This window comes from Ruegeria sp. N4 (genome assembly GCF_056531425.1).
Genome location: NZ_JBQFLT010000005.1, coordinates 112,411 through 135,148 on the forward strand (window position 1 = coordinate 112,411; position 22,738 = coordinate 135,148).

Below are 22,738 nucleotides of genomic sequence, written 5' to 3' on the forward strand. Positions count from 1 at the left end.
GTCAGTCGAAGACCGGCTCGGGGTAGCCGACCCGCGCCAGATACAGCCCTTGCGGCGGGCATACAGGCCCACAGGCCGCCCGGTCGGTGGCCTGCAACGCATCGCGCACGTCCTCGGGTGACCACGAGCCCGCGCCAACGCGTTCCAGCGTGCCGACGAAACTGCGCACCTGATTGTGCAGGAAGGACCGGGCGCGGACGTGGAAATGAACCTCGGGGCCGGAAAAGCCCTGAACCCGCTCGACCCGCAACTCATCCAGAGTTTTGACCGGGCTGGCCGCCTGACAGATCGACGAGCGGAACGTGGTGAAGTCATGCCTCCCGATCAGCATGTCGGCACCCTTCTGCATGGCATCGACATCCAGTTTATGATTGACGCGCCAGACCTGCCCCTTGTCATGGGTCGCGGGCGCACGGCGCATCAGGATGCGGAACAGGTATTGGCGTTCGACCGCCGTGAACCGCGCATGCCAGTCGTCCGCGACCTGCGCGGCCTGCACAATGGCCACCGGTTGCGGCTTGAGGTGATAGTTCAGCGCCTCGGACAGGCGGAACGGATCCCAATCCTTGATCAGATCGCAATGGGCCACTTGCCCCAGCGCATGCACGCCCGCATCGGTACGCCCGGCGGCGGCAATGGTGTGATCGCCCGGTTGAATGCGGGACAAGGCGTACTCGATGGCACCCTGTACCGACGGCAAGTCCTTCTGCCGCTGCCAACCGGCAAACGGTTCCCCCTGGTATTCGACTTTCAACGCATATCTGGGCATGCGCCGCTGGTAGCGTGCGGCGCGCAAACGGGCAAGGGGGCGAAAGCACTGGCATGTCCGAAGGCGGCTACCTATCTTGGGCAAAACGATAATTGCGGGGCGACAGTTTGGTCATCTCATCCCTGGCAGACAGTCTTGTGCGCGGCGTCGAAACCATTGGCGACAGCGTGTCCGAGACATTTTTCGAGCCGGTCATCCGTCTGGGCGTCACCGGTCTGGCGCGATCTGGCAAGACGGTTTTCATCACCTCGCTGGTGGCAAACCTGCTTGACCGGGGCCGCATGAGCGGCCTTGTCGCGCAGCAGGAAGGCCGGATCAACGCCGCTTATCTGCAACCGCAACCTGACGACATCGTCCCCCGATTTGACTATGAATCGCACCTCTCCGACCTGACTGGCCCTCAACCACACTGGCCCGACAGCACCCGCGCCGTGTCCGAGTTGCGCTTGTCTTTCAAGGCACGTCCTGCCGGGTTGCTGGCCGGTCTACAGGGGCCGCGCACCGTGCATCTGGACATCGTGGACTATCCGGGTGAATGGCTACTGGACCTCGCGCTGTTGGACAAATCCTATGAGGATTGGTCGCAGGAGACGCTGTCGCGCATCGAAAACCGACCTGACGCGGCAGAGTTTCTGAAACAAGCCCGCGCAACCGATCTGACGGCCATTCATGACGAACCCACTGCGCAAGCCTTGGCTGCCGCATTTACCACCTATCTGAACCAAGCACGGGACGCCGGGTTCTACGACTGTACGCCGGGGCGGTTCCTGCTGCCGGGCGATCTGGCAGGCTCTCCGGTTCTGACCTTTGCGCCATTGCCGGTGTCCGAACCCTCGCGCCGCCGCACCCTTCAGCGCGAGATGGAGCGGCGGTATGAGGCCTACAAGGCGCAGGTGGTAAAGCCGTTTTTCCGCGATCATTTCTCGCGCATTGATCGGCAGGTGGTTCTGGTCGATGCGCTGGGCGCGATCCACAAAGGCCCGCAAGCGGTCGAGGATATGCGCCGGGCCATGGGCGATATCCTGTCGGCTTTCCGTCCGGGTCGTAACGCGTGGCTCAGCCAGTTGCTGCTGGGCAAACGGGTCGAACGTATCCTGTTCGCCGCCACAAAGGCCGACCACCTGCATCACACGCAGCACCCCCGTCTGACCGCGATCATGGAGGCGCTGACACGTGAGGCGCGCGACCGGGCAAGCTTTGCGGGGGCCGAAACAGCGGCGCTGTCGCTGGCCTCGCTGCGGGCCACAACCGAAGAGATGCGCAGCCATGACGGGGTCGAATTGCCCTGCGTGCGTGGCACGTTGCAGGACAGTGGCAAGCAGGCCGCGTTTTACCCCGGAGAATTGCCGGACGATCCGGCCCACTTGCTCGGCCCGGCCCGGAACGGGGCCGAGACATGGCTGGGCGATGATTTTGGTTTCATGAGGTTTGCCCCGGCGCATCTGACCCTGCGCCCCGGCGATGGCCCACCGCATATCCGGCTGGACCGGGCCGCGCAGTTCCTGATCGGAGACCGGCTGTGATGGTCACATTACGCCCCGCCCGCAGCACCGATGCCGGTACGACCGGGGAAATCCTGCACGGGTTTGCCCGCGAAAACGACTGGATGCCCGAATTGCACAGCTGCGCCGAAACCATCGCCTTTTGCGGTCGGATGATTGATCAGGGTTGGGTCACGGTGGCCGAAACGTCGGACGGGGTGGTTGGGTTTCTGGCCTTGAACGGGTCGGATATTCACTCGCTGTACCTGACGGTGTCCGCGCGAGGGCAGGGTATTGGCACGCAGTTGCTCGACCATGCCAAGGCGCGGCATCCGCAACTCAGCCTCTTTGCCTTTCAGGCCAATACCGGCGCGTGCAGGTTCTACGAACGTCATGGCTTTGCCGAGATTGCCCGCAGCGACGGGGCCGACAATGATGAAAACCTGCCGGACATCAAATATGTCTGGCGTACCGAAAGGGCAGCACATGGCTAAAGGCCCGGTTCTGATCGATCTCGAGGAAGATGCGCCCGCCGCTGACGTGGCCATGGCCCCGCCGGTTCCGGACCTCGCGCAGCCTCAGGGTCAGGCGATGCAAAGCGCGGCCCGTTTTGCTGCCCGCAAGCCCTCGGCCCTGTCGCGGTGGTTCTGGGGCTTGGCGCTGGCGGTTGTTGGCGCTGCGATCTCGGTCGCCGCGTGGGACTTCGCAACCTCGCTGGTCGCCCGCGCGCCTGTGCTGGGGTGGATCGTCACCGGATTGATCGCGGCGCTGGTTTTTGTCGCGCTGATCATCGCAATCCGGGAACTGGCGGCGATTGGCCGCCTGTCCCGTGTCGACGGGCTGCGCCGCTCGGCTGATGAAGCGCTGGCCGACGCCGATCTGGCCAAGGCCCGTGCTGTTACGACTCGCCTGATCGCCTTCTACAAAGGACGGGATGAGACCCAATGGGGCCGCGACCGCCTGTCCGAACGCATGCCCGAGCAATTTGACGCCTCAGGTCTGCTGGCTTTAGCCGAAGATGAAATTCTGGCCCCTCTGGACGCTGCCGCCAGCCGCGAGGTTGAGGCGGCTGCCCGGCAGGTTGCGACGGTAACCGCTCTGGTGCCGCTGGCGCTGGCGGATGTGGTGACGGCTTTGGCGGCTTCACTGCGGATGATCCGGCGGATAGCGGAAATCTATGGCGGGCGGGCCGGGTTTCTGGGCAGTTGGCGTCTGACCCGCGCCGTTTTTGTTCATCTGGTCGCAACCGGCGCAGTCGCAGTGGGCGACGATTTGCTAGAGCCGGTTTTGGGCGGTTCGGTCCTCAGCAAACTGTCCCGCCGGTTTGGCGAGGGGCTGGTGAATGGCGCACTCAGCGCCCGGGTTGGCGTTGCCGCGATGGAGGTGTGCAGACCCTTGCCCTTCTCGGATCGTCACAAACCGTCGACCCGCGCCGTGATCAAACGCGCCCTGAAGGGGCTGTTTTCCAAGGGTTGATCTGACGCAAAGCGCACCTGCCAGCCATTCGTCATACTGAATGTGATGGAGGGCCAGCCATGACAGATCACGGTCACAGCCAGCAGGAGATCGCCCAGCGGATCAATGCCCCGCCCGGTCGCGGCGTTCTGCGCGATGTGGTCTATGGCGGTATCGACGGTTCGGTCACCACATTCGCCATCGTGGCAGGTGTCGCCGGGGCAGGGTTGTCGTCCTTTGTCATCGTGGCGCTGGGGTTGGCGAATGTTCTGGCCGATGGGTTTTCCATGGCGGCGGGCAACTACTCGGGCACCAAGGCGGAACTGGACAACATCAAGCGGATCCGCGCCATCGAGGAACGCCACATCGCCCTTTACCCACAAGGCGAACGCGACGAGGTGCGGGCGATTCTGGCGCAGAAGGGGCTGTCGGGACCCGTGCTGGAGGATGCGACCGCGGCCATAACCTCGAACCACGAAAGCTGGATAGACCTGATGATCGAAGGCGAATATGGGCTGGGCAGTGTCGATCCGCACCCGATGAAGGCCGCTCTTGCCACGTTCTTTGCCTTTCTGGTGGCCGGGATGATTCCTTTGTTGCCGTTTCTGGTGTCGCTGAACAACGCCTTCGCTGTTTCGGCGTGGATGACGATGGGCGTCTTTTTCGCCATCGGAGCGATGAAAAGCCGCTGGTCGCTGGCCCCGTGGTGGCGTTCGGGTCTGGAGACGCTGCTGATCGGCGGTGTCGCGGCGCTGATTGCCTATCTGGTGGGGTCGCTGTTTCACCCCTGACCCTGCGGTTTTGTCGCAGATCGCCTGACACGTCTGGCGTGTTTCCATGTTTCCGTTAGGCTGAGGCAAAACGGATTTGACAGCCAATGCATTCTGACGATCTGCACGGGAAAAACATATTTGTTCTGGGTGCTTACGGGTTTGTCGGTGCCACTGTTACGCGCGCGCTGACGGCTGAAGGTGCAAGCGTGCGCGGGCTGGTACGCAGCTTGCCGGTGGGCAGCAAGGTTCTTCCGGGGACACAGTTGTTGCAGGGTGATTTGCGCGGTCTGACGCGACCTCAGGGCTGGCAGGACCTGCTGCAATCGGTCGATATCGTGGTCAATTGCGCAGGTGCCCTGCAGGATGGCGGGCAGGACGATCTTGAAGTGGTCCACCACACTGCAATCGCGGCCTTGGGTCAGGCTTGCGCTGCACGGGACATCGCGGTGATCCAAATCTCGGCCATTGGGGCCGAGCCGGATGCGCCGACGCCATTCCTGAACACCAAAGCCGCCGGGGACGCCGCTTTGCGGGCCTCGGGCATGCCGCTTTGGGTGCTGAAGCCAGGGCTGGTGATTGGGCAGAGCGACTACGGTGGTACCGCGCTGCTGCGCATGCTGGCCGCGATCCCGTGGGTACAGCCGCTGGCTTATCCGGACACCCCTGTGCAGTGCATCGGAATGCCGGATCTGTGTCGCGTCGTTCTGTCTGCCGCCATGGATCGGCTGCCGCAAGGCACTTATGATCTGGTCGAGGATACGCCCCATCCGCTGGCAGAGGTGGTTGCGGCCACGCGTCGTTGGCTTGGGTTTCGCCCAGCCTCGACCCATTTGAGGATTCCGTCCGCATTGATCAAACCCATCGCTGCCGGGGCTGATCTGCTGGGTCGGTTGGGGTGGCGATCCCCGCTGCGCAGCACGGCAATGACGGTCATGGCGCAAGGCGTGATCGGTGATCCTGCACCATTTCGGCAGGCCTCGGGGCAGGCGCTGGCGTCCTTGCCGCAGATCTACGCCGGATTGCCCTGCGGTCGCGAACACAGGCTGACCGCGCGGATGACCCTTCTGATGCCACTGGTCGTTGGGGTGCTGAGCCTGTTTTGGCTGCTCTCAGGTCTTTTCGGGCTTTTAGGGCTGTCCAATGCGGCGCAGGTCCTGATCGGGGCAGGATGGGCGGTGCCCGTCGCGATGCTTGGCGTGGCGTTCTGGTCGGTGGTCGACATTGCGCTTGGGCTGGCCATTCTGTGGCGGCCCTGGGCCACCCGCGCATGTTTGGCGCAGATCGGGGTGGCGCTGATTTACCTGATTTCAGCCTCGGTTCTGGTGCCCGGCTTGTGGGCCGATCCGCTGGGTCCGTTGGTCAAAGTGCTTCCTGCAATGACCTTGTCCCTGATTGCCATTCCGATGTTGGAGAGCCGCTGATGGACCCCGATCTGATCCTGCTCTGGCTGCATGTCATTGGAGCGTGCGTGTTGTTGGGAACCGGCGCTGGCATCGCGTTTTTCATGCTGATGGCACACCGTAGCCGGGACGCACATCTGATTGCGCATACCGCAGGCATCGTGGTGCTGGCTGATCTGATCTTCACAACAACCGCCGTCATCCTGCAGCCGATCACCGGGACCGCGCTGGCCTGGCGGTTGGGCTGGTCGCTGAGCGAGGGTTGGATCGCCTTGTCGCTGGTGCTGTATGTGCTGACCGGGTTGTTCTGGTTGCCGGTGGTGTGGATACAGATCAGGCTGCGGGCCTATGCGCGGGTTGCTGCGGATGCAGGAAGCCCAATGCCCGCAGACTACACCCGCCTGTTCCGTATCTGGTTTATATGCGGAATTCCGGCTTTTCTGTCGGTGCTGGCGATCCTTTGGCTCATGATCGCGCGCCCGGCGATCTCGGTCCTTTAGCGTGTTTCCCGCAACACCGCGACGGTACCGGGATTTCCGTACTGTCGCCCGATAGCTCGCGCGGTATAGCTTGCCCGGACGATATTGAACGGAGCCTGAATTGGAATCGCTGCTTGTTCTTCTTGGCCTGATTGTACTGGCCATTCCGGTAACGATTGTCGTGCTTTTGGTTGGTCAAGCCCGCTTGCGCCGCCGGGTTGAACACCTTGAGCGGCAAGTACAGGCGCTGTCGCCGGGTCAGGCTGAGGCCGAACTGCCAGAGGCCGTGGCACCGGCGCCAGAGCCAAAAGCCGAGATGGACTTGCCCGCATCAGAGGCCGCGCCCGGCCCATGGTCGCCACCTGAACAAAAGCAGGATCCTCCGGTTGCCGAAGAGATCGAGCCATCAGGGGCCGTCGTTTTCCGACAGGATCGCTTTGCGGCCCTCGGGCTGTGGCTGCGCGAGAACTGGTTTTACGCGGTTTCGGCCCTGTCCTTGGCTTTGGCCGGTATCTTTCTGGTGCAATACGGGGTTGAAAATGGGCTGCTGCCCCCGGCGGCGCGGGTCGCTGCGTCCTTGGCCTTTGGGGTCGTGCTGATCGTGGCGGGAGAAGTTATTCGCCGCAGGTTCGGCGATGACGAAACAGCCTCGACCGCGTATCTGCCATCGGTTTTTTCCGGTGCGGGCTTGGTGACATTGTTCGGCGGCATTCTGGCCGCCCGGCAACTCTATGACCTGATCTCTCCCGAAACGGCGCTGGTCGGCATGGTTCTGGTCGCGCTGGTGGGTCTGGTGCTTGGCTGGTTCCACGGGCCGCTGCTGGCCGCTGTGGGGCTGATCGGAGCCTTCGCTGCCCCCTTTATGGTCGGCGGCTCATCCGATGATCCGACCTGGCTGTATGGGTATTTTGTCATCCTGACCCTGCTGGGTCTGGGCATCGATACGGTGCGGCGCTGGGCGTGGATTACGGTGCTGACGCTCTTTGCCGCCTATATTGCCTGCCTGCTGCTGGTTCTGTCTTCCCCGTTGACCGAGCCGGGCTATCTGACCAGCGTTACAGTGTTGACGATTCTGGCCATTGCAATTCCCATCCGGCGCATCTGGCCCGATCACGCGGGCCCGATGGTGGCCGAGATCATCCGGCGTAAGAAGGGTGATCCGTGGCCTGCTTTCCCGACCCGCGTGGCATTTTCCGCAGTGGCCGTCAGTTCGGGCATCCTGTCCCTGCACTGGGCGGATTCAGCGGGTGAGTTCTGGCTGACCATATGCTTGCTGCTCGGGTTGGCTCTGGCGCTGCTTTTGTGGGCCAAGGACGCGCCTGCCTTGCCGGATGTCACGGTGTTCCCGGCTGTTGGATTGATCGGTTTTGTCGTCGCGCATGGCCTCGAAAACGGCACCGTCGCGCGCACCTTCGCGGCCACTTATGCCGAGACGCCCGAAGCAGATGCCCCGCTGGTCGTCACGATACTGGCCGCGTTGGGCGTGCTGATCTCGGTTCTTGCGGCTTGGCGATCCTTCAACGCAGACCGATACGCCGCCATTTGGGCCGGGGCGGCCGCCGTGTTCGCGCCCGCCATGGCCATCGCGCTGGAGGTCGGCTGGCATCCGGCCAAGGTGATCGGCCCGTACCCCTGGGCGCTGCACGCCATCGTTTTGGGTGCGGTGATGGTTGGTATGGCGGAACGCTTCGCCCGCGTTGATGGCGAGAACCGGATGCGGCCCGCGCTGGCCACGCTCTCGGCGCTGTCCTGTCTGGCCTTCGCCTGCGTGATCGTCCTCAGTTCCGCGGCCCTGACGATTGCGCTGGTCGTGACCATCGTGGCCGCTGCGGCCTTGGATCGCCGGTTCACTTTGCCGCCGATGAGCTGGTTCATCTGGGTAGGTGTGTTCACAGTAACCGTACGGCTGGTTCTGGACCCCGGTCTGCGCTGGGCCGAAAGCGCACCACTTGCCGAGATGGCGCTGGTCTACGCTTCGGCGACGCTTGGGTTCTTTGTCGGCTGGGTGCTGATCAAACCGCTGGACCGCCCGATTGCCAAGCTGCTGCTCGAAAGCGCGGCCTGGGCGACCGGAGGCATCCTGCTATCGCTGCTTCTGCTTCGCTGGCTGGAGGCGTTTGGTGAAGGCGGGGCCGAGAACAGCCATTGGGGTCTGGGCCTGTTGTCGGTGATCTGGCTGCTGCTGGCCTATGCGCAGGTGCAACGCTTCGAACTGGGCGGCAAGCTGACCTATGCGCGCTATGCTCTGGCGATTTTCTTCGCCGGTCACGGGATGCTGCGTCTGGTCGAAGCTCTGGTAGATCGCAACCCGCTGTTGAACCCCTTGGCCGAGCCGGTTCTGGGCCCTCCGCTGTTGAACACACTGGCGGTGGCCTATCTGATCCCCGCGCTGGCCATCGGGTTTTCGGCCTGTAGGATTACGTCCATGCCCAAGCATTTGCGGCAGGTCAGCTACGGTGTGGCTGCGGGTTTGGCGACCGTCTGGCTGGGCCTGACCATCCGCCATGTCTGGCAGGGTGCCGAAGGCATGTACGAGGGCAACGGCGTGACCCAGCCCGAGCTTTATACCTATACCCTGAGCCTTTTGATTGTCGGTGCGGCGTTGTTCTACCAATCGCTCGCGCGGCGGTCCGACCTGATGCGCAAGGCGGGACTGGCGGTGATCGGGCTGGCCGTGGCCAAGGTGTTCCTGATCGACATCGCGGGCCTTGGCGGTCTGATCCGCGTCTTCTCGCTGCTGGCGCTGGGGCTGGCGCTGGCGGGGCTTGCATGGCTGAACCGCTGGGCCAAGCTGCGCCATTTGCCGCAAGGCCCGGAACCTCTGGACCATTGAGAGCGGGCGTCATATAAGCGCGGCCATGTTTGACCGTTTGGCCATCATTATTCGAATTATATCCCCGGCGCTCTGATCCTCGAGACGCCGGGCAAAGGTGTTTGAGACTTCGCACCGACCGCTTCGATCCTAGTACGACCAGATCACCCAAAGGACGCCCCCAATGTGCGCCGACACGACCCAAACACCTGACTACAAAGACACGCTGAACCTGCCCAAGACCGATTTCCCCATGCGCGCCGGATTGCCCAAGCGCGAACCCGCATGGCTGGACCGTTGGGCAAAGATCGGCGTCTATGACCGCCTGCGCGAGAAAGAGGGCCGCACGCCCTTTACCCTGCACGATGGCCCTCCTTACGCGAACGGCCATTTGCATATCGGTCACGCGCTGAACAAGACCATCAAGGACATGATCGTGCGGTCCCATCAGATGATGGGGTTTGACGCGCGCTATGTGCCCGGCTGGGATTGCCACGGTCTGCCCATCGAGTGGAAGATCGAGGAACAGTACCGCAAGAAAGGCAAGAACAAGGACGAGGTGAACGTTGTCGACTTCCGTCAGGAATGCCGCAAGTTCGCCGAAGGCTGGATCGACATCCAGCGCGAAGAGTTCAAGCGTCTGGGCATCACTGGTAACTGGGCCGATCCCTATATCACCATGGACTATCACGCCGAGGCGGTGATTGCCGACGAGTTCATGACGTTCCTGATGAACGGCACGCTCTATCAGGGCTCGAAGCCCGTGATGTGGTCGCCCATCGAGAAAACCGCTCTGGCCGAGGCCGAGGTCGAGTATCACGACAAGGAAAGCTTTACCATCTGGGTGAAGTTCAGGGTCGTGAATGCAGGCGAACTGGATGACGCCTTTGTCGTGATCTGGACGACGACCCCGTGGACCATGCCGTCGAACAAGGCGGTCGTTTACGGCAAGGATATCTCCTACGGCCTGTATGAAGTCACCGACACGCCGGACGAGTGCTGGGCCAGTGTCGGCGACAAGTTCCTGCTGGCTGACAATCTGGCCGCCGACGTGCTGGGCCGTGCGCGTCTGAACGACGATCAGTGGACCCGCGTTCGTGACGTGACCACCGATGAGCTGGAAGGCGTGCAACTGACGCACCCGCTGGCTGGGGCCGAAGGCGGCAATGGCGAATGGGACGACATTCGCGACTTCCGCGCGGCTGAGTTTGTGACCGATACCGAAGGGACCGGTTTCGTCCACTGCGCGCCGTCACACGGTATGGAAGAATTCGAGTTGTACCGCGATCTGGGGATGCTCGAGCAGGTCATCACCTATAACGTGATGGACGATGGCAGCTTCCGTGCCGATCTGCCGTTCTTTGGCGGCAAATACATCCTGTCCCGCAAGGGCGGCGAAGGTGATGCGAACAAGGCCGTCATCGACAAGCTGGTCGAGGTTGGCGGCCTGCTCGCGCGCGGCAAGATCAAGCACAGCTATCCGCATTCGTGGCGCTCGAAGGCTCCGATCATCTACCGCAACACGCCGCAGTGGTTTGCATCTGTTGATCGCAAACTAGACGACGGTATGGGTGAGATGGGCGACACCATCCGCGAACGTGCGCTTCGGTCCATCGACGAACTGGTGAAATGGACGCCGCAGACAGGCCGTAACCGTCTGTATTCGATGATCGAGACCCGCCCGGACTGGGTTCTGTCGCGCCAGCGCGCCTGGGGTGTGCCGCTGACCTGTTTCACCAAGAAGGGGGCGCTGCCCACCGACGCGGATTACTTGCTGCGCAACGAGGAACTCAACGCCCGCATCAAAGCGGCGTTTGAGCAGGACGGCGCGGATATCTGGTACACGGACGGCTTCAAAGAAAAGATCCTCGATGGCATCGCTAACCCGGACGACTACGATCAGGTTTTTGACGTGCTGGACGTGTGGTTCGACTCGGGCTCGACCCACGCATTCGTTCTGCGTGACCGTGAGGACGGGACCGAGGACGGCATCGCCGACGTCTATATGGAGGGCACCGACCAGCACCGGGGATGGTTCCATTCGTCCATGCTGCAAGCGTGTGGCACTAAGGGCCGTGCGCCGTACCGGAACGTGGTGACCCATGGCTTCACGCTCGATGCCAAGGGCAACAAGATGTCCAAGTCGCTGGGCAACACCATTGTCCCGGAGGAGATCGTCAAGCAATACGGCGCGGATATCCTGCGCCTGTGGGTTGCTCAAACCGACTATACCGCTGACCAGCGGATCGGACCGGAAATCCTGAAGGGCACCGCTGACAGCTATCGCCGTTTGCGCAACACGATGCGGTTCATGCTGGGTTCTCTGGCCGACTTCACCGAAGCTGACCGGGTCGATCCGCAGGACATGCCGCGTCTGGAACGCTGGGTGCTCAGCCGTTTGGCGGAACTGGATGAACAGGTGCGCAAGGGCTATGCGTCCTTCGACTTCCAAGGTGTGTTCAGCGCCGTGTTTACCTTTGCCACGGTCGATCTGTCGTCTTTCTATTTCGACGTCCGCAAAGATGCTCTCTATTGCGACGGTGATACCCTGCGCCGCCGATCAGCCCGTACGGTGCTGGACATCCTGTTCCACCGCCTGACCACATGGCTGGCCCCTGTACTGGTTTTCACCATGGAAGAGGTTTGGCTGGAGCGGTTCCCGGGCGACGACAGCTCGGTCCATCTGGTGGATTTCCCCGAAACGCCCGCCGATTGGCGCGACGTCGAGTTGGAAACCAACATGGCCAAGGTTCGTCGCGTGCGACGCGCCGTGACTGCCGCGCTTGAGGTGCAGCGCCAGGACAAGGTGATCGGATCGAGCCTTGAGGCCGCGCCGATTGTAAATGTCGAGGATGGCGAAACCCGCGACTTGCTGGCGACGTTTGACGTGGATGACATGTGCATCACCTCCGGCCTGACCGTCACGGGCGATCCGGCCCCGGCCGAGGCGTTACGCGTACCGGAAATCGAAGGTGTTGCGGTGATTTTCGAGAAAGCCGAGGGCAAAAAATGCCAGCGCTGCTGGAAGATCCTGCCGGATGTCGGGCTGCACGCGCATGAAGGCGTGTGTGGACGCTGCAACGAAGCACTGGGCTAAAGCGAACCGCCCCCTCGGGTATCTGAGGGGGCGATTTCAGTTCAGGGCTGCTTGGTCTGAGGTGTCGGGTTGAACAGGTCGAACCCGATTTTCGGATCTGTCAAAGCTTTCCAGACCTCATAATCGGTAAAATACCCGGAATGCCCTCCGGGATTGACCGATATGTTGCGATCCGAGAATATCAGGCCGCCTTCGATCTCAGTGCCGACGAAATCATCCTGCCGAAAGATGTTGAACCACGCGGCGTTCAGTTTTCCGGCAACGACCGTAAACATCTCGGGGAAATAGCGCTGGTAGATATGCGTGACCGGGCAGCCCATCGTGATCAATGTCAGGTTCCGCCCGTTTATCAGCCGTTGCACCCGCGGGTCGGCCAACATCTGGGTCGCAATCACAGTGCCCTGAGAATGCGAGATCACGGTGATATGGTCCGCCGGAAAGATGTCCAGCACATAGTGCATTGTGCGATAGAACCGCTCGTCAATGGCGGTACGGTCCGGGTAGTTGTGGATTCTGCTGTTCAGATCTGCGCTGATGAAACATCTGTCGCGAATGGCATAAGTCACAATGTCCCGCGCCACGCCCAGCCCGGCAGCAACAAAATCTGAAAACCGGTACATCAAAGCCGTCGCGCCCAGCACGATCAGGCCGATCTCACCGTGAAAACAAGCAAGCCGATCCAAAGCCCAGGCAATGACATAAGCGTCGTTCAGGGTGGTTTTGCAGACAGAGCCATGGTGCGGGTTCGTGACAATCTCGCGGATCGTCACCAGAACCAGCACAATCGCCCCAAACAAAAAGACCCATTGCGCAAACCGATTGACAATCGCGCGGCTGATCAGCCCGTTGCGGGCATGCAGGTTCGCCTTGAATTTCCGACGACCGGCAAACAGCCCGCCACCGACCAAAAGCAACAGAACGATGGCGATGAACACGGCGCTTAGCGTTTCGATCGAGTCGCGGAGGTTGGCGTCGAACAAGGTCTGGAGCTGACCGTCCGACAAGAAATCAACGGTTTTCAACATCTGTTCGATGGTTAGCCACAGACCCGAAATGAAGAACATCCAGAAGATCATCATGCCGGCGCAAATGCTTGGATAAAGCCGCCTGTGTTCTGTCAGATTGTCGTTGATCTGAATGGGGGCGGCGGACATCAAGTACAGAAATAGTGTCAGGAAGATCAGCGTGGCCCAGAAGACCGACAATATGTAGATCTGAAAGCCCACAAAGGGTTCCAGGATCAAAGGACAGAAAGTTGTCTCTGACGGGATGCAATTGCGAAATTCAGCGCCAACCGGCCCTAGGGCCAGACCAAGCGCCAGAACGACCCCCATTCCGAACATGCCACGCCAAAATACCCGCCGCAGATAGGTCGGGGCGGAAAAACCACGCAGCAGACCAACAACAGCTCCGCCTGCGTAAAGCGCGAGAAGCAGCCAGAACAGCAATGTCGGGCTTTGAAAAAATCCGACCGGAATTCTGTCGATCATTATCACCGCCGCGCCCAGCAACAGATAGGCGTTCAGGGTCGCGACCGCGCCAAAAAAGATCCAGGTGAACAGATGAACCAACTGTGCGGCGAAAGTGTTCCTGCCGTTGGGGGCGTCCGGGGCGATATTCTTGCGCTGATGGGTCTGTTCGACATTGTCCATCGCCAGATAGCCCAGCGCCAGAACCACCCAGATCAGATCCAGTATTGTCTTGATGGCCCCTTTTGGCGCGGGCGAACGATCTGCCCAATAAACCTCGGCAAACAGGGCCTCGTCGCTGGGGACCGAGGGTTTGGTTACTTTCCGCAGATTAACCTTATAGAGCTTGGCATTGCGCGGGGTGCCGTTGAACGTTGTCTCGGCCAGCTCGATCATGCCGCGTTCGACCTCGATCGGGGGTTTGGGTCGCCCGTCCAGCCAGGTCGTGGCCGCGCCAACGACCTGATCTACCGTTTCACCGGGTTTCTGTTCGCCGATACCATGAACTGTGAGGACAAGATGCCGTCCCATTCCCCCAAAACTCCAACGCATAAAACAATGCCATCAGCATAGCACGGGCCGAGGGTTTTCCCAAAAGGACGCGCTTATCTGGCGATTTGTCTAAATTTGCGACGCGGGAATTGGCCAACTGGGCCCGGCCAAGACCAACTGCGCCCGCGCTGTTTCAGCAGGCAGGCGCAGGATGAACTTGGGCTTCTGCGGCGTTGTCAGGCGGACGGTCAGCCTTCCTCTTCCTCGGGATCGAAATTCGCGATCACAAGGTTTTCGAGGAATGCGATCAACTCGTCCTGCTGTTCCTCGGGCAGCGCAATGAACGCGTTCTTGCTAAGCTCCGCCGCGCCGCCATGGGCCATAATCGCCTCTCGCAATGTGGTGGCATGGCCGTGGTGCAGCCACGGTCCCGTCGAACCGACACCTGCCAGCGACCGCGTGGGCCAAACCGAGGCACCGAAGCCATAAGCGTCAATCGGATCGGCAAGCTTGGGACCCATGTCGTGACGGCGGAAATCGGTGTACCAGAACACGGTTGCGCCGGTCTCGCCCTTGCTTGGGAACGCGCCCAAATGGACCTCGCTGCCATCGGCCATTGCGATCCGGTTGTTGGGCTGATCTTTGGTCAGGTCAAACCACATGGGGTTTTTCCCGTCCAAACCCAGTTTGGCAGCGATTGCGCCGCTGGGCAGTTCTTCCTCGCTATATCCCGGCACGGCGCTGGGTTCGGAAAACACTGCATTGTTCAGATCGACGCTTGGCACGTGGCAGGACGTGCACCCGGCATCCACCAGCCGCTGTTCGCCGCGCAACAGCTTGTATTTCTCATCCTGGGTCAACTCGACCAAACCCAGTTCCGCAAGTTCCAGCTTGGAGGTTGGCCGCTCTAACGCAGCCATATAGAGCGTGACAGCGGTGACGTCTCCGACTGTCAGTTCGCCGGTCACGCCATCGAAATCCCCGTCCTCGTTTCCGACCAACTCGACCGCCTGCATTCCCATCTCGTTATGGGCCGCACTTCTTGCAAAGCTACGCAGGGTCGCGTGCAAGCCTTTCCAACCGAAAGGGCGCACGATCAGGTCCTCATCGATTCCGTAGACCTCATCGTAGTTAATGTTGGCCTTGCAGGTTGTTCCGTCCACCTCGGCCGAGGCTGTAAGCGCGCCAAAGGAAATGCCCTTGGACACCAGATAGTGTTTGATCGGGAAGCTCTCCTCGCAGGTTTCCTTGGCCAGTGCGGCTTCCTGTTGCTTCAGGTCTTGGGTGATTTCCTCGGCGACCCGCTGCACTGCCCCAAGGCCGAACAGATGAAGGGTGTTGCGTTCTAGAAAGCTGGATGGATCACCCGAATGCGTCGGGTCGATCACAACGTTCATCGCCATCGGTCCCGCCCCGTTGGCCAGCGGGGCCGAGTGGCAGGAAATGCACGAATGCGCCTGTGGGCCGCCTTCGCGGGTCGGATAATGTTCGGCCCAATCCCCGGCGCTGGCCAGATCGGCGCGTGGCAGGCGCGAGAAATACTGGCCATCTGAGACGCGTGCACCAACCCCGCGCTCCATCGTATAGTCCGCTTCGGTTATTTCGTCGCCGGCCTCAAAGGCATAGACGAAAGCCTTGAGCCGGTCCTTGCCCAACCGCGACATCAGGTCTTTCTGATCGACCGGCGGAGGCGTTTCGGCCAAAGCAACTGAAGCTGATAAAACAAGCGAACCTACAACAATAACGCGAATCTGATTTCGCATCCCATCCCCCATTGGCGTTGATTTCAGCTGCCCTCACGTTAGGGATAACAATTCATCACAACAACGTTTTATGTGAATGCGTGTTTGTTTAAGTGGATGAGCGCCGAGCCTTGCGAAACTGAGCCCGCTCTGACAGCATCGCGACATGCCGATGATTGCCGTTGAAACGCGTTTTGGATGCCTTGGGGTAGAAGAGCAGGACGGCTTTGTCAGGCGTCTTGTTTGGCATGGTTCGAACGAAGGTGAACCGACGGCTTTGCTGCACGAGGCCGCGGCCCAGTTGCGGGCCTATGATGCGGGTCAGCTTGACCGTTTCGACCTGCCGTACCGTGTCGAAGGGTCCGCGTTTCAAAAGCAGGTTTGTGATCTGATGTACGCGATCCCATTGGGTGAGACACGCACATACGGGGACATCGCAAAAGAGCTGGGACAACCTGCGCAGCCGGTGGGGCAGGCCTGCGGGGCAAACCCGATCCCGGTCATTATTCCCTGCCACCGGGTGCTGGCCGCCAACGGTTTGGGCGGGTTTTCCGGTGATGGCGGGATCGAGACGAAGGTCGCCCTTTTGCGTCATGAAAAGGCAGCGGGCCTGTTGATCTGAGTGACGGAAATCAGTTGCAATCCGAAATCCGGATGCTCAACTTATATTTGATGCTGATTTTGAAGGATCCTATTGCATGATGACCGACGCAGACCGTGCCGCCCGCAAGAAGGCCATTATTGACAAGCTGATGTCGTTAGAGGCGCAGGAACTGGCAACCGCTCAGGCGCATTACGATGCCTTCCTGAAAGACGCTCAGCTGGATGACCGCGAGGGCCACGACAAGGACGATATCGCCGCCTCGCGTGAGAATGCCGATCTGGCGGCCGCCTTTGACGCCCCGGTCCATGCGCACCATGCCAAGATCGACGTCATTGAAAACACCGACTTCGGCTTGACCGATACGGTGCAGCCGGGTGCGATCATCAAGTTCAACAACCGCCGCTTTGTTGTCTGCGTTTCCACGACGCGGTTTGACGTGGACGGCAAAACCTATATGGGCATTTCAACGCAAAGCCCGATCTATCTGGCCATGGTTGGGCTACAGGCCGGAGATGTCTTTACCCATAACGGCACCGAGTTCGAGGTTCAGGACGTCCTGTAACCCCCTCTAGGTATTGCGCTGCGGTATGATCTGCTGCGCGATACCGGCAAAGGTCAGATACAGGCTGGTGACAACCAGCCCCCAATGCGCCCAGCTTTCAGGGTGGAAATCGACCCAGGCTGCCCAGCCCGCAAAGAAGGTCCAGGCCAGGGCCATCGGTAAGGTCAGGCTGCGCCAGCGTTCGGTCCGTACGGGATGGACGAATTTCAGCGGCAGGAACATTGCAATCGACAGCAATGTCACCAGCACCAGGCTGAACCAGAAGTTGGGTTCAAGCGCAAAAATCACGATCACCACCATATTCCAACATCCGGGGAAGCCGGAAAAGGAGTTGTCCTTGGTTTTCATGCGCGTATCGGCGAAATACATCGCGCTTGCAAAGGTGATGACAATGATTGCAAACCACCCGGTCCAGCCATCCATCAACCCGGACTTGAACAGGGCATAGGCCGGAATGAACACGTAGGTCAGGTAATCGATGATCAGGTCCAGCAGGACACCATCGAATTCAGGCGCGTTTTTCTTGACGTGATAGTGTCGGGCCAAAGGACCGTCGATGCCATCGACGATGAAAGAAACGACGAGCCAGAGATACATCAGGCTCCACTTTTCCTCGACGGCGGCCAGCATGGCCAGCATGGCGAAAACGGCGCCCGTTGCGGTGAAAAGATGGACGGCTAATGCTTTGAATCTAAGTGTCATGCGGCTGTCATGTACGATGCGTTGCCGAGATGCAAATCAAAAGCCCGCTTAAGTTGCAGAAGTCTTCAGGACGCAGCGTTCCAGGCGTCACGCTTTGGGATGTGCACGGTTGTAAACCTCCATCAACCGCGCGGTATCGACGGCTGTGTAAGCCTGAGTGGTCGATAATGAGGCGTGGCCCAGCAGTTCCTGAATTGCACGCAAATCCCCCCCGGCCGTAAGCAGGTGGGTGGCAAAGCTGTGTCGCATGGCATGAGGCGTGGCCGTTGACGGCAGGCCCAGTTGCATCCGCGCCTTGGCCATCGCGCCCTGAATGGCCCGCGGGTTCAGCGGCCCGCCGCGCACGCCGCGAAACAAGGGCGCATCGTCGGCCTGAGGGTGCGGGCAGAGTTTCAGGTATCGGGTCACGGCCTCACGGGCGGCGGGTATGACCGGAACAATGCGTTCTTTCCCGCCTTTGCCCATGATGCGCAGGGTTGCAGGCAGCGGGGCGTCGGCTCCGGTCAGGGACAAGGCTTCGGATATCCGCAAACCGCAACCGTAAAGCAGAGTGACCACTGCCACATCGCGGGCAGAAACCCAGTCCGAGGTCGATTGCAACTCGACCGTGTCGATCATCGCGCGGGCGGCGTCTTCGGCAAGGGGGCGGGGCAGTTTCTTGGTGAACTTGGGCGCGCGGGTGGACAGGACGGCGGTGGGTTCGAACCCTTCACGCTCGGCCAGCCAGCGGTAGAAGCTTTTGACAGCGGAGAGTTTACGCGCCAGTGACCGCGCGCCGACGCCCGATCCGCGCTGATCCGCCATCCAGGCCCGCATATCCGATACGGTAATACGTTCCAAAGCGGCCAATCCCTGACGATCCCCGTGGTGCAGGGTCATGAAGGACAGGAAATCGGTGACGTCACCGCGATAGGCGGTTTGCGTGTTGTCCGACCGCCCGGCCAGCGCGCTGAGGCTCTCCAACCAGTGTTGGAGCGCGTTTCGGCAGGCCGGGGAGATCAGGCTCACGACAGCCAGTGACGCATCGAGCGTTCGAACACGCCAGCGAAAAAGGCCAGAAGATCGGTGCCAAGCTGCGGGGTAAAGTGGCGTGGGTCCGTCGCCCCCATGACGATCATGCCGGGCAAACGGCCCGCGCCCAGATCCAGCTTAAGGCAGGCCTCGGACCGCAGATGGGTTGCGCCGGTTCCATAGACGCGCGGGTTTGCGTGTTGAATTTCGCGCAAGGTGACCTCGCGGGCCGGGCCGCCGCGGTCATAGGTCAGGTAGGTATCGACAAAACCGGGCTCGACGACGGTCAGAACACCGCCCAGCTTGTCGATGGCCGGATCGTCCTGCACCACGGTGGTTTCCAGAACAAGCGTGACGCGGTCGACCCGCAGGATCTCGGCCACGTCATTGCCCAGAACCTTCAGGAAATCCTCGAACTCGACCGGTTCCAGCAGGCGCAGAATGGCGCGGTGCACTTGATTGGTGCCTGCCAAGTTCTCATAAGCTGCGGCAATGACCGAGCGGTGCGTGTCTTCCAGCCGGTCCAGCCGTTGTTCCAGCCGCTGCATGGCGATGCCGCGCAGGTCGATCACATTGTCGCCGCGCGCCTGTTCATTGGCGGCCACAAGCGCCTGCATCAGATCCTTGTCGTCCAGCAACGCGTCGGGCTTGGCCAGAATCGCGGCGCGGAGGTTATCCTCGAGTTTTGGGTTGCTGCTCATGTCCCGTCCGGTCGGTTTTTTGTTTTGGCGGCTTATACCATGGCAGGTCGGGATTGCCTTGGAAAAAATGCACGTATGGGTGGATTTTGGTGCGATCTGTGATCGAACGGCTCCCGCCTGCGACATCCTGATCCGGGGATCAGGTGTATGCAGTTGGGCCGGGCGCGGCACCTGTCGGTGCCGCGTGGGCGCTAAGGCTTTGAGGTCAGAGGATCTTCTGACCGGTTTTGGCCCAGTCGGCCAGGAAGGTTTCAAGGCCCTTATCGGTCAGCGGGTGATCGGCCAGTTTCTTGATCACGGCAGGCGGTGCGGTGATCACGTCTGCACCGATGCGGGCGCTGTCGGTCACATGGTTCACAGTGCGGATCGAAGCGGCGAGGATTTCGGTCTCGAACCCGTAATTGTCATAGACCTGACGGATATCGGCGATCAGGTCCATTCCATCGAGGTTGATGTCGTCCAGACGACCAATGAAAGGAGAGATGAAGGTCGCGCCCGCTTTGGCGGCCAGAATCGCCTGATTGGTCGAGAAGCACAGCGTGACGTTAACCATCTGGCCTTCGTCGCTGAGGGTTTTGCAGGTTTTCAGACCGGCCCATGTCAGCGGCACTTTGACCGCGATGTTCGGCGCGATCTTGGCCAGCTTGCGGCCTTCGGCGATCATGTCCTCGGCCTCGGTCGCGACCACTTCGGCCGAGACGGGGCCATCGACCAGATCACAGATCTCTTTGGTCACTTCCAGAATGTCGCGGCCCGATTTCAGGATCAGCGAAGGGTTGGTGGTCACACCGTCCACCATGCCCAGATCGTTCAGTTCGGCGATGGCGTCGATCTCGGCTGTGTCTACGAAGAATTTCATGAGGGCAGTCCTTTGATGGGTTGGCCTTGGTCGCGGATGGCTTTACCTCAAAGAAACCCCTGCTGGAACCCCCTGCATAGGATATGCCGTGAGCGCTAACGGATTTTTCGACGAAGGAGAGCTGGTAGCGGTGCTGACAACGCAGCCGCTGGACCGGACGCTGGATTACAAGGCGCCCGAGGGTGGGTGCTTTCTGGGCGCGTTTGTCGAGGTGCCGCTGGGGCCGCGCAAGGTGTTGGGCGTGGTTTGGGGGCCGGGGCAGGGTGGTTTTGACCTTGCCAAGGCGCGGTCGGTGATCCGCGTTCTGGACGTTGCGCCAATGCGGGAAGAGATGCATCTGTTTCTGGGCAAGGTGGCCGATTACACGTTGACACCCATGCCCGCGATGCTGCGTCTGGCGACGCGCGCGCCGGGGTTGGGTGATCCGCCATCGATGCGCAAGATTTACCGGCTGGGCGACCGTGAACCGGACCGGATGACCGATGCCCGGACGCGGGTGCTGGAGGTGTTGCGCGATTATGGCGGGCTGGCGTTCACGCTGAAGGAACTGGCCGAGCAGGCGGGTGTGACCTCGTCTGTTGTCAAAGGGTTGGTCAAGCAGGGCGCGGTGCGCGAAGAGGACAGCCCCCGCGATCTGCCCTATCCGCATCTGGACCCGGATTTGCCCGGCAAAGACCTGAGCGAGGATCAGGCCGCAGCCGTGGCGCGGTTGCAGGCCGGGCAGCGGACCGGGGATTATGGCACCACGCTGCTGAAAGGCGTGACGGGGTCTGGCAAGACCGAGGTCTATCTTGAGGCCGTGGCCGAGGCGCTGCGGCAGGGGCGGCAGGCGTTGGTCTTGTTGCCTGAGATCGCTCTTACCGCCGAGTTCCTGACCCGGGTTGAGGCGCGGTTTGGTGCCCGTCCGGCGGAATGGCATTCGGGCGCGACGATGACCGAGCGTCGCCGGGTCTGGCGCATGGTCGGGCAGGGGGATGCGCAACTGGTGGTAGGCGCGCGCTCAGCTTTGTTTCTGCCGTTCCGCAATCTGGGGCTGGTCGTTGTCGATGAGGAACACGACACCTCGTACAAACAGGAAGACGGCGTGCATTACAGCGCCCGTGACATGGCGGTTTTGCGGTCGGCCATCTGTGGCGCGCGGGTGATTCTTGCCAGCGCGACGCCGTCGCTGGAAAGCTGGGCCAATGCCGAGGCGGGGAAATATGATCGGCTCGACCTGACCTCTCGGTTCGGAGCGGCGGTTCTGCCCGAGATGAAGCCCCTCGATATGCGGGCCGAGCAGATGCAGCCGGGGACGTGGATTTCTCCGTCCCTGCGGCAGGCGGTGCGGCAGCGGATCGAGAGGGGCGAACAGTCGTTGCTGTTCATCAACCGTCGCGGCTATGCGCCCGTGACCCTGTGTCGGGCTTGTGGGGAGCAAATCGCCTGCGACCATTGCGACGCGCGCATGGTCGAGCATCGGTTTCTGAAACGTCTGATGTGCCATCAATGCGGCGAGACCAAGCCGATGCCCGAAACCTGCCCGTCCTGCGGGGTCGAGGGCAAGCTGGCCCCGGTCGGGCCGGGGATCGAGCGCTTGGCCGAAGAGGCCGAAGCGACATTCCCCGAGGCGAAGATCGCGATGCTCAGTTCCGATCTGTTCGGCTCGGCCCGGGCGCTGAAGGCCAAGATCGAAGAGATTGCCGAGGGGGATGCAGACCTTGTCATCGGCACGCAACTGGTGGCCAAGGGACACAATTTTCCCAAGCTGACATTGGTGGGCGTGATTGACGCCGATCTCAGCCTGCATGGTGCCGATCTGCGTGCTGCCGAGCGGACATTTCAGTTGATGCGGCAGGTGGCAGGCCGCGCCGGGCGGGCCGATAAGCCGGGGCAGGCGCTGTTGCAGACCTTTCAGCCGGAACACCCGGTGATCCGGGCGATTCTGTCGGGGGACGAGGAGGGGTTTTGGAAGGCCGAGGCTGCCGGGCGGCAGGCCGCCGGGGTGCCGCCCTATGGTCGCATGGCGGGGATCGTCCTGTCAGGCCCCGAGGTCGGGCCGGTTTTCGACATCGGCAACGCCATGGCCCGCAACGATGCCCCGTTGCGCCAGATCGGCGCGCAGGTCTTTGGCCCTGCACCCGCGCCGATTGCCCGCATTCGGGGGCGACACCGCGTGCGTTTGCTGGTCAAGGCCCCCAAGGGTGCACCTATTCAGGACGCCATCGCCCGCTGGATCGCGCCCTTGCGTCTGAAAGGCGACATTCGCCTGACCGTGGATATCGATCCGCAGAGTTTCTACTGACCTCTGCATCTGCGCAGGGCGGCTGTGCAGCATACCCCTCGCCAAG

Annotated in this window: 18 protein-coding genes; 11 read left to right on the top strand and 7 right to left on the bottom strand. The window is 61.3% G+C overall.

The window, feature by feature from the left end; genetic code table 11:
• Position 1: 1 nt before the first annotated feature.
• A complete protein-coding gene (gene truA, locus ACR0LW_RS09950; RefSeq protein ID WP_170623781.1) occupies positions 2–769 on the bottom strand; it encodes a tRNA pseudouridine(38-40) synthase TruA in 768 nt (255 codons plus the stop codon).
• Between the two features lie 107 nt (positions 770–876).
• Here truA and ACR0LW_RS09955 point away from each other — a divergent pair, with 107 nt between their 5' ends.
• The 8 genes from ACR0LW_RS09955 (at position 877) to ileS (ending at position 12,266) form a co-directional block, all read left to right on the top strand.
• Positions 877–2,292, top strand: a complete 1,416-nt coding sequence (locus ACR0LW_RS09955) for a YcjX family GTP-binding protein (RefSeq protein ID WP_480882530.1) — start codon at positions 877–879, stop codon at positions 2,290–2,292.
• A complete protein-coding gene (locus ACR0LW_RS09960; protein WP_480882532.1) occupies positions 2,292–2,744 on the top strand; it encodes an N-acetyltransferase family protein in 453 nt (150 codons plus the stop codon). Before ACR0LW_RS09955 ends, ACR0LW_RS09960 begins: the two co-directional genes overlap by 1 nt.
• Entirely contained in the window at positions 2,737–3,726 is a 990-nt protein-coding gene (locus ACR0LW_RS09965; protein WP_480882534.1) for a YcjF family protein, read from the top strand. Before ACR0LW_RS09960 ends, ACR0LW_RS09965 begins: the two co-directional genes overlap by 8 nt.
• A 59-nt stretch (positions 3,727–3,785) precedes the next feature.
• A complete protein-coding gene (locus ACR0LW_RS09970; protein ID WP_480882535.1) occupies positions 3,786–4,496 on the top strand; it encodes a VIT1/CCC1 transporter family protein in 711 nt (236 codons plus the stop codon).
• 86 nt (positions 4,497–4,582) lie between these two features.
• Positions 4,583–5,899, top strand: a complete 1,317-nt coding sequence (locus ACR0LW_RS09975; protein ID WP_480882537.1) for an SDR family oxidoreductase — start codon at positions 4,583–4,585, stop codon at positions 5,897–5,899.
• Complete coding sequence (locus ACR0LW_RS09980; protein ID WP_480882539.1) at positions 5,899–6,378, top strand: DUF2269 family protein; 480 nt, start codon at positions 5,899–5,901, stop codon at positions 6,376–6,378. Before ACR0LW_RS09975 ends, ACR0LW_RS09980 begins: the two co-directional genes overlap by 1 nt.
• A 100-nt stretch (positions 6,379–6,478) precedes the next feature.
• Positions 6,479–9,190 carry a DUF2339 domain-containing protein gene (locus tag ACR0LW_RS09985; protein ID WP_480882541.1) on the top strand — a complete coding sequence of 904 codons (2,712 nt, stop codon included), beginning with the start codon at positions 6,479–6,481 and terminating at the stop codon, positions 9,188–9,190.
• A 163-nt stretch (positions 9,191–9,353) separates the two neighbouring features.
• Positions 9,354–12,266, top strand: a complete 2,913-nt coding sequence (ileS, locus tag ACR0LW_RS09990) for an isoleucine--tRNA ligase (RefSeq protein WP_480882543.1) — start codon at positions 9,354–9,356, stop codon at positions 12,264–12,266.
• 41 nt (positions 12,267–12,307) lie between these two features.
• Here the strand turns inward: ileS and ACR0LW_RS09995 are convergent, their stop codons facing one another.
• Positions 12,308–14,266, bottom strand: a complete 1,959-nt coding sequence (locus ACR0LW_RS09995) for a hypothetical protein (protein ID WP_480882544.1) — start codon at positions 14,264–14,266, stop codon at positions 12,308–12,310.
• 209 nt (positions 14,267–14,475) lie between these two features.
• Positions 14,476–15,930 carry a di-heme oxidoredictase family protein gene (locus tag ACR0LW_RS10000; RefSeq protein ID WP_480882545.1) on the bottom strand — a complete coding sequence of 485 codons (1,455 nt, stop codon included), beginning with the start codon at positions 15,928–15,930 and terminating at the stop codon, positions 14,476–14,478.
• A 205-nt stretch (positions 15,931–16,135) separates the two neighbouring features.
• On the opposite strand from ACR0LW_RS10000, the gene ACR0LW_RS10005 reads away from it, so the two are divergent.
• Both ACR0LW_RS10005 and ACR0LW_RS10010 read left to right on the top strand, forming a co-directional pair.
• The gene (locus ACR0LW_RS10005; protein WP_480882546.1) at positions 16,136–16,591 is read left to right on the top strand and encodes a methylated-DNA--[protein]-cysteine S-methyltransferase; all 456 of its coding nucleotides are present in this window, start codon (positions 16,136–16,138) and stop codon (positions 16,589–16,591) included.
• A 79-nt stretch (positions 16,592–16,670) separates the two neighbouring features.
• Positions 16,671–17,135: a hypothetical protein gene (locus tag ACR0LW_RS10010; RefSeq protein WP_170454328.1), complete on the top strand. Its 465-nt coding sequence runs from the start codon at positions 16,671–16,673 to the stop codon at positions 17,133–17,135.
• Between the two features lie 6 nt (positions 17,136–17,141).
• Here the strand turns inward: ACR0LW_RS10010 and ACR0LW_RS10015 are convergent, their stop codons facing one another.
• From ACR0LW_RS10015 to fsa, 4 genes are all read right to left on the bottom strand, one after another.
• Positions 17,142–17,837 (bottom strand): CDP-alcohol phosphatidyltransferase family protein, encoded by a 696-nt coding sequence (locus ACR0LW_RS10015; RefSeq protein WP_170454326.1) that lies wholly within the window; start codon positions 17,835–17,837, stop codon positions 17,142–17,144.
• 87 nt (positions 17,838–17,924) lie between these two features.
• Positions 17,925–18,845, bottom strand: a complete 921-nt coding sequence (locus ACR0LW_RS10020) for a tyrosine recombinase XerC (protein ID WP_480882548.1) — start codon at positions 18,843–18,845, stop codon at positions 17,925–17,927.
• A complete protein-coding gene (locus ACR0LW_RS10025) occupies positions 18,842–19,549 on the bottom strand; it encodes a DUF484 family protein (RefSeq protein WP_480882550.1) in 708 nt (235 codons plus the stop codon). The genes ACR0LW_RS10020 and ACR0LW_RS10025 overlap by 4 nt, the downstream gene beginning before the upstream one ends.
• A gap of 205 nt (positions 19,550–19,754) precedes the next feature.
• Entirely contained in the window at positions 19,755–20,408 is a 654-nt protein-coding gene (fsa, locus tag ACR0LW_RS10030; RefSeq protein ID WP_170520531.1) for a fructose-6-phosphate aldolase, read from the bottom strand.
• An 88-nt stretch (positions 20,409–20,496) separates the two neighbouring features.
• Here fsa and ACR0LW_RS10035 point away from each other — a divergent pair, with 88 nt between their 5' ends.
• Positions 20,497–22,692 (top strand): primosomal protein N', encoded by a 2,196-nt coding sequence (locus ACR0LW_RS10035; protein ID WP_480882552.1) that lies wholly within the window; start codon positions 20,497–20,499, stop codon positions 22,690–22,692.
• The last annotated feature ends 46 nt before the right edge of the window (positions 22,693–22,738 follow it).

Coding starts and splice junctions, on each gene's coding strand:
- ACR0LW_RS09995 (WP_480882544.1), bottom strand. CDS start 14,266: ATGGGACGGCATCTTGTCCTCACAGTTCATGGTATCGGCGAACAGAAA.
- ACR0LW_RS10010 (WP_170454328.1), top strand. CDS start 16,671: ATGACCGACGCAGACCGTGCCGCCCGCAAGAAGGCCATTATTGACAAG.
- ACR0LW_RS09965 (WP_480882534.1), top strand. CDS start 2,737: ATGGCTAAAGGCCCGGTTCTGATCGATCTCGAGGAAGATGCGCCCGCC.
- fsa (WP_170520531.1), bottom strand. CDS start 20,408: ATGAAATTCTTCGTAGACACAGCCGAGATCGACGCCATCGCCGAACTG.
- truA (WP_170623781.1), bottom strand. CDS start 769: ATGCCCAGATATGCGTTGAAAGTCGAATACCAGGGGGAACCGTTTGCC.
- ileS (WP_480882543.1), top strand. CDS start 9,354: ATGTGCGCCGACACGACCCAAACACCTGACTACAAAGACACGCTGAAC.
- ACR0LW_RS09980 (WP_480882539.1), top strand. CDS start 5,899: ATGGACCCCGATCTGATCCTGCTCTGGCTGCATGTCATTGGAGCGTGC.
- ACR0LW_RS09960 (WP_480882532.1), top strand. CDS start 2,292: ATGGTCACATTACGCCCCGCCCGCAGCACCGATGCCGGTACGACCGGG.
- ACR0LW_RS10015 (WP_170454326.1), bottom strand. CDS start 17,837: ATGACACTTAGATTCAAAGCATTAGCCGTCCATCTTTTCACCGCAACG.
- ACR0LW_RS10025 (WP_480882550.1), bottom strand. CDS start 19,549: ATGAGCAGCAACCCAAAACTCGAGGATAACCTCCGCGCCGCGATTCTG.
- ACR0LW_RS09970 (WP_480882535.1), top strand. CDS start 3,786: ATGACAGATCACGGTCACAGCCAGCAGGAGATCGCCCAGCGGATCAAT.
- ACR0LW_RS09975 (WP_480882537.1), top strand. CDS start 4,583: ATGCATTCTGACGATCTGCACGGGAAAAACATATTTGTTCTGGGTGCT.
- ACR0LW_RS10005 (WP_480882546.1), top strand. CDS start 16,136: ATGCCGATGATTGCCGTTGAAACGCGTTTTGGATGCCTTGGGGTAGAA.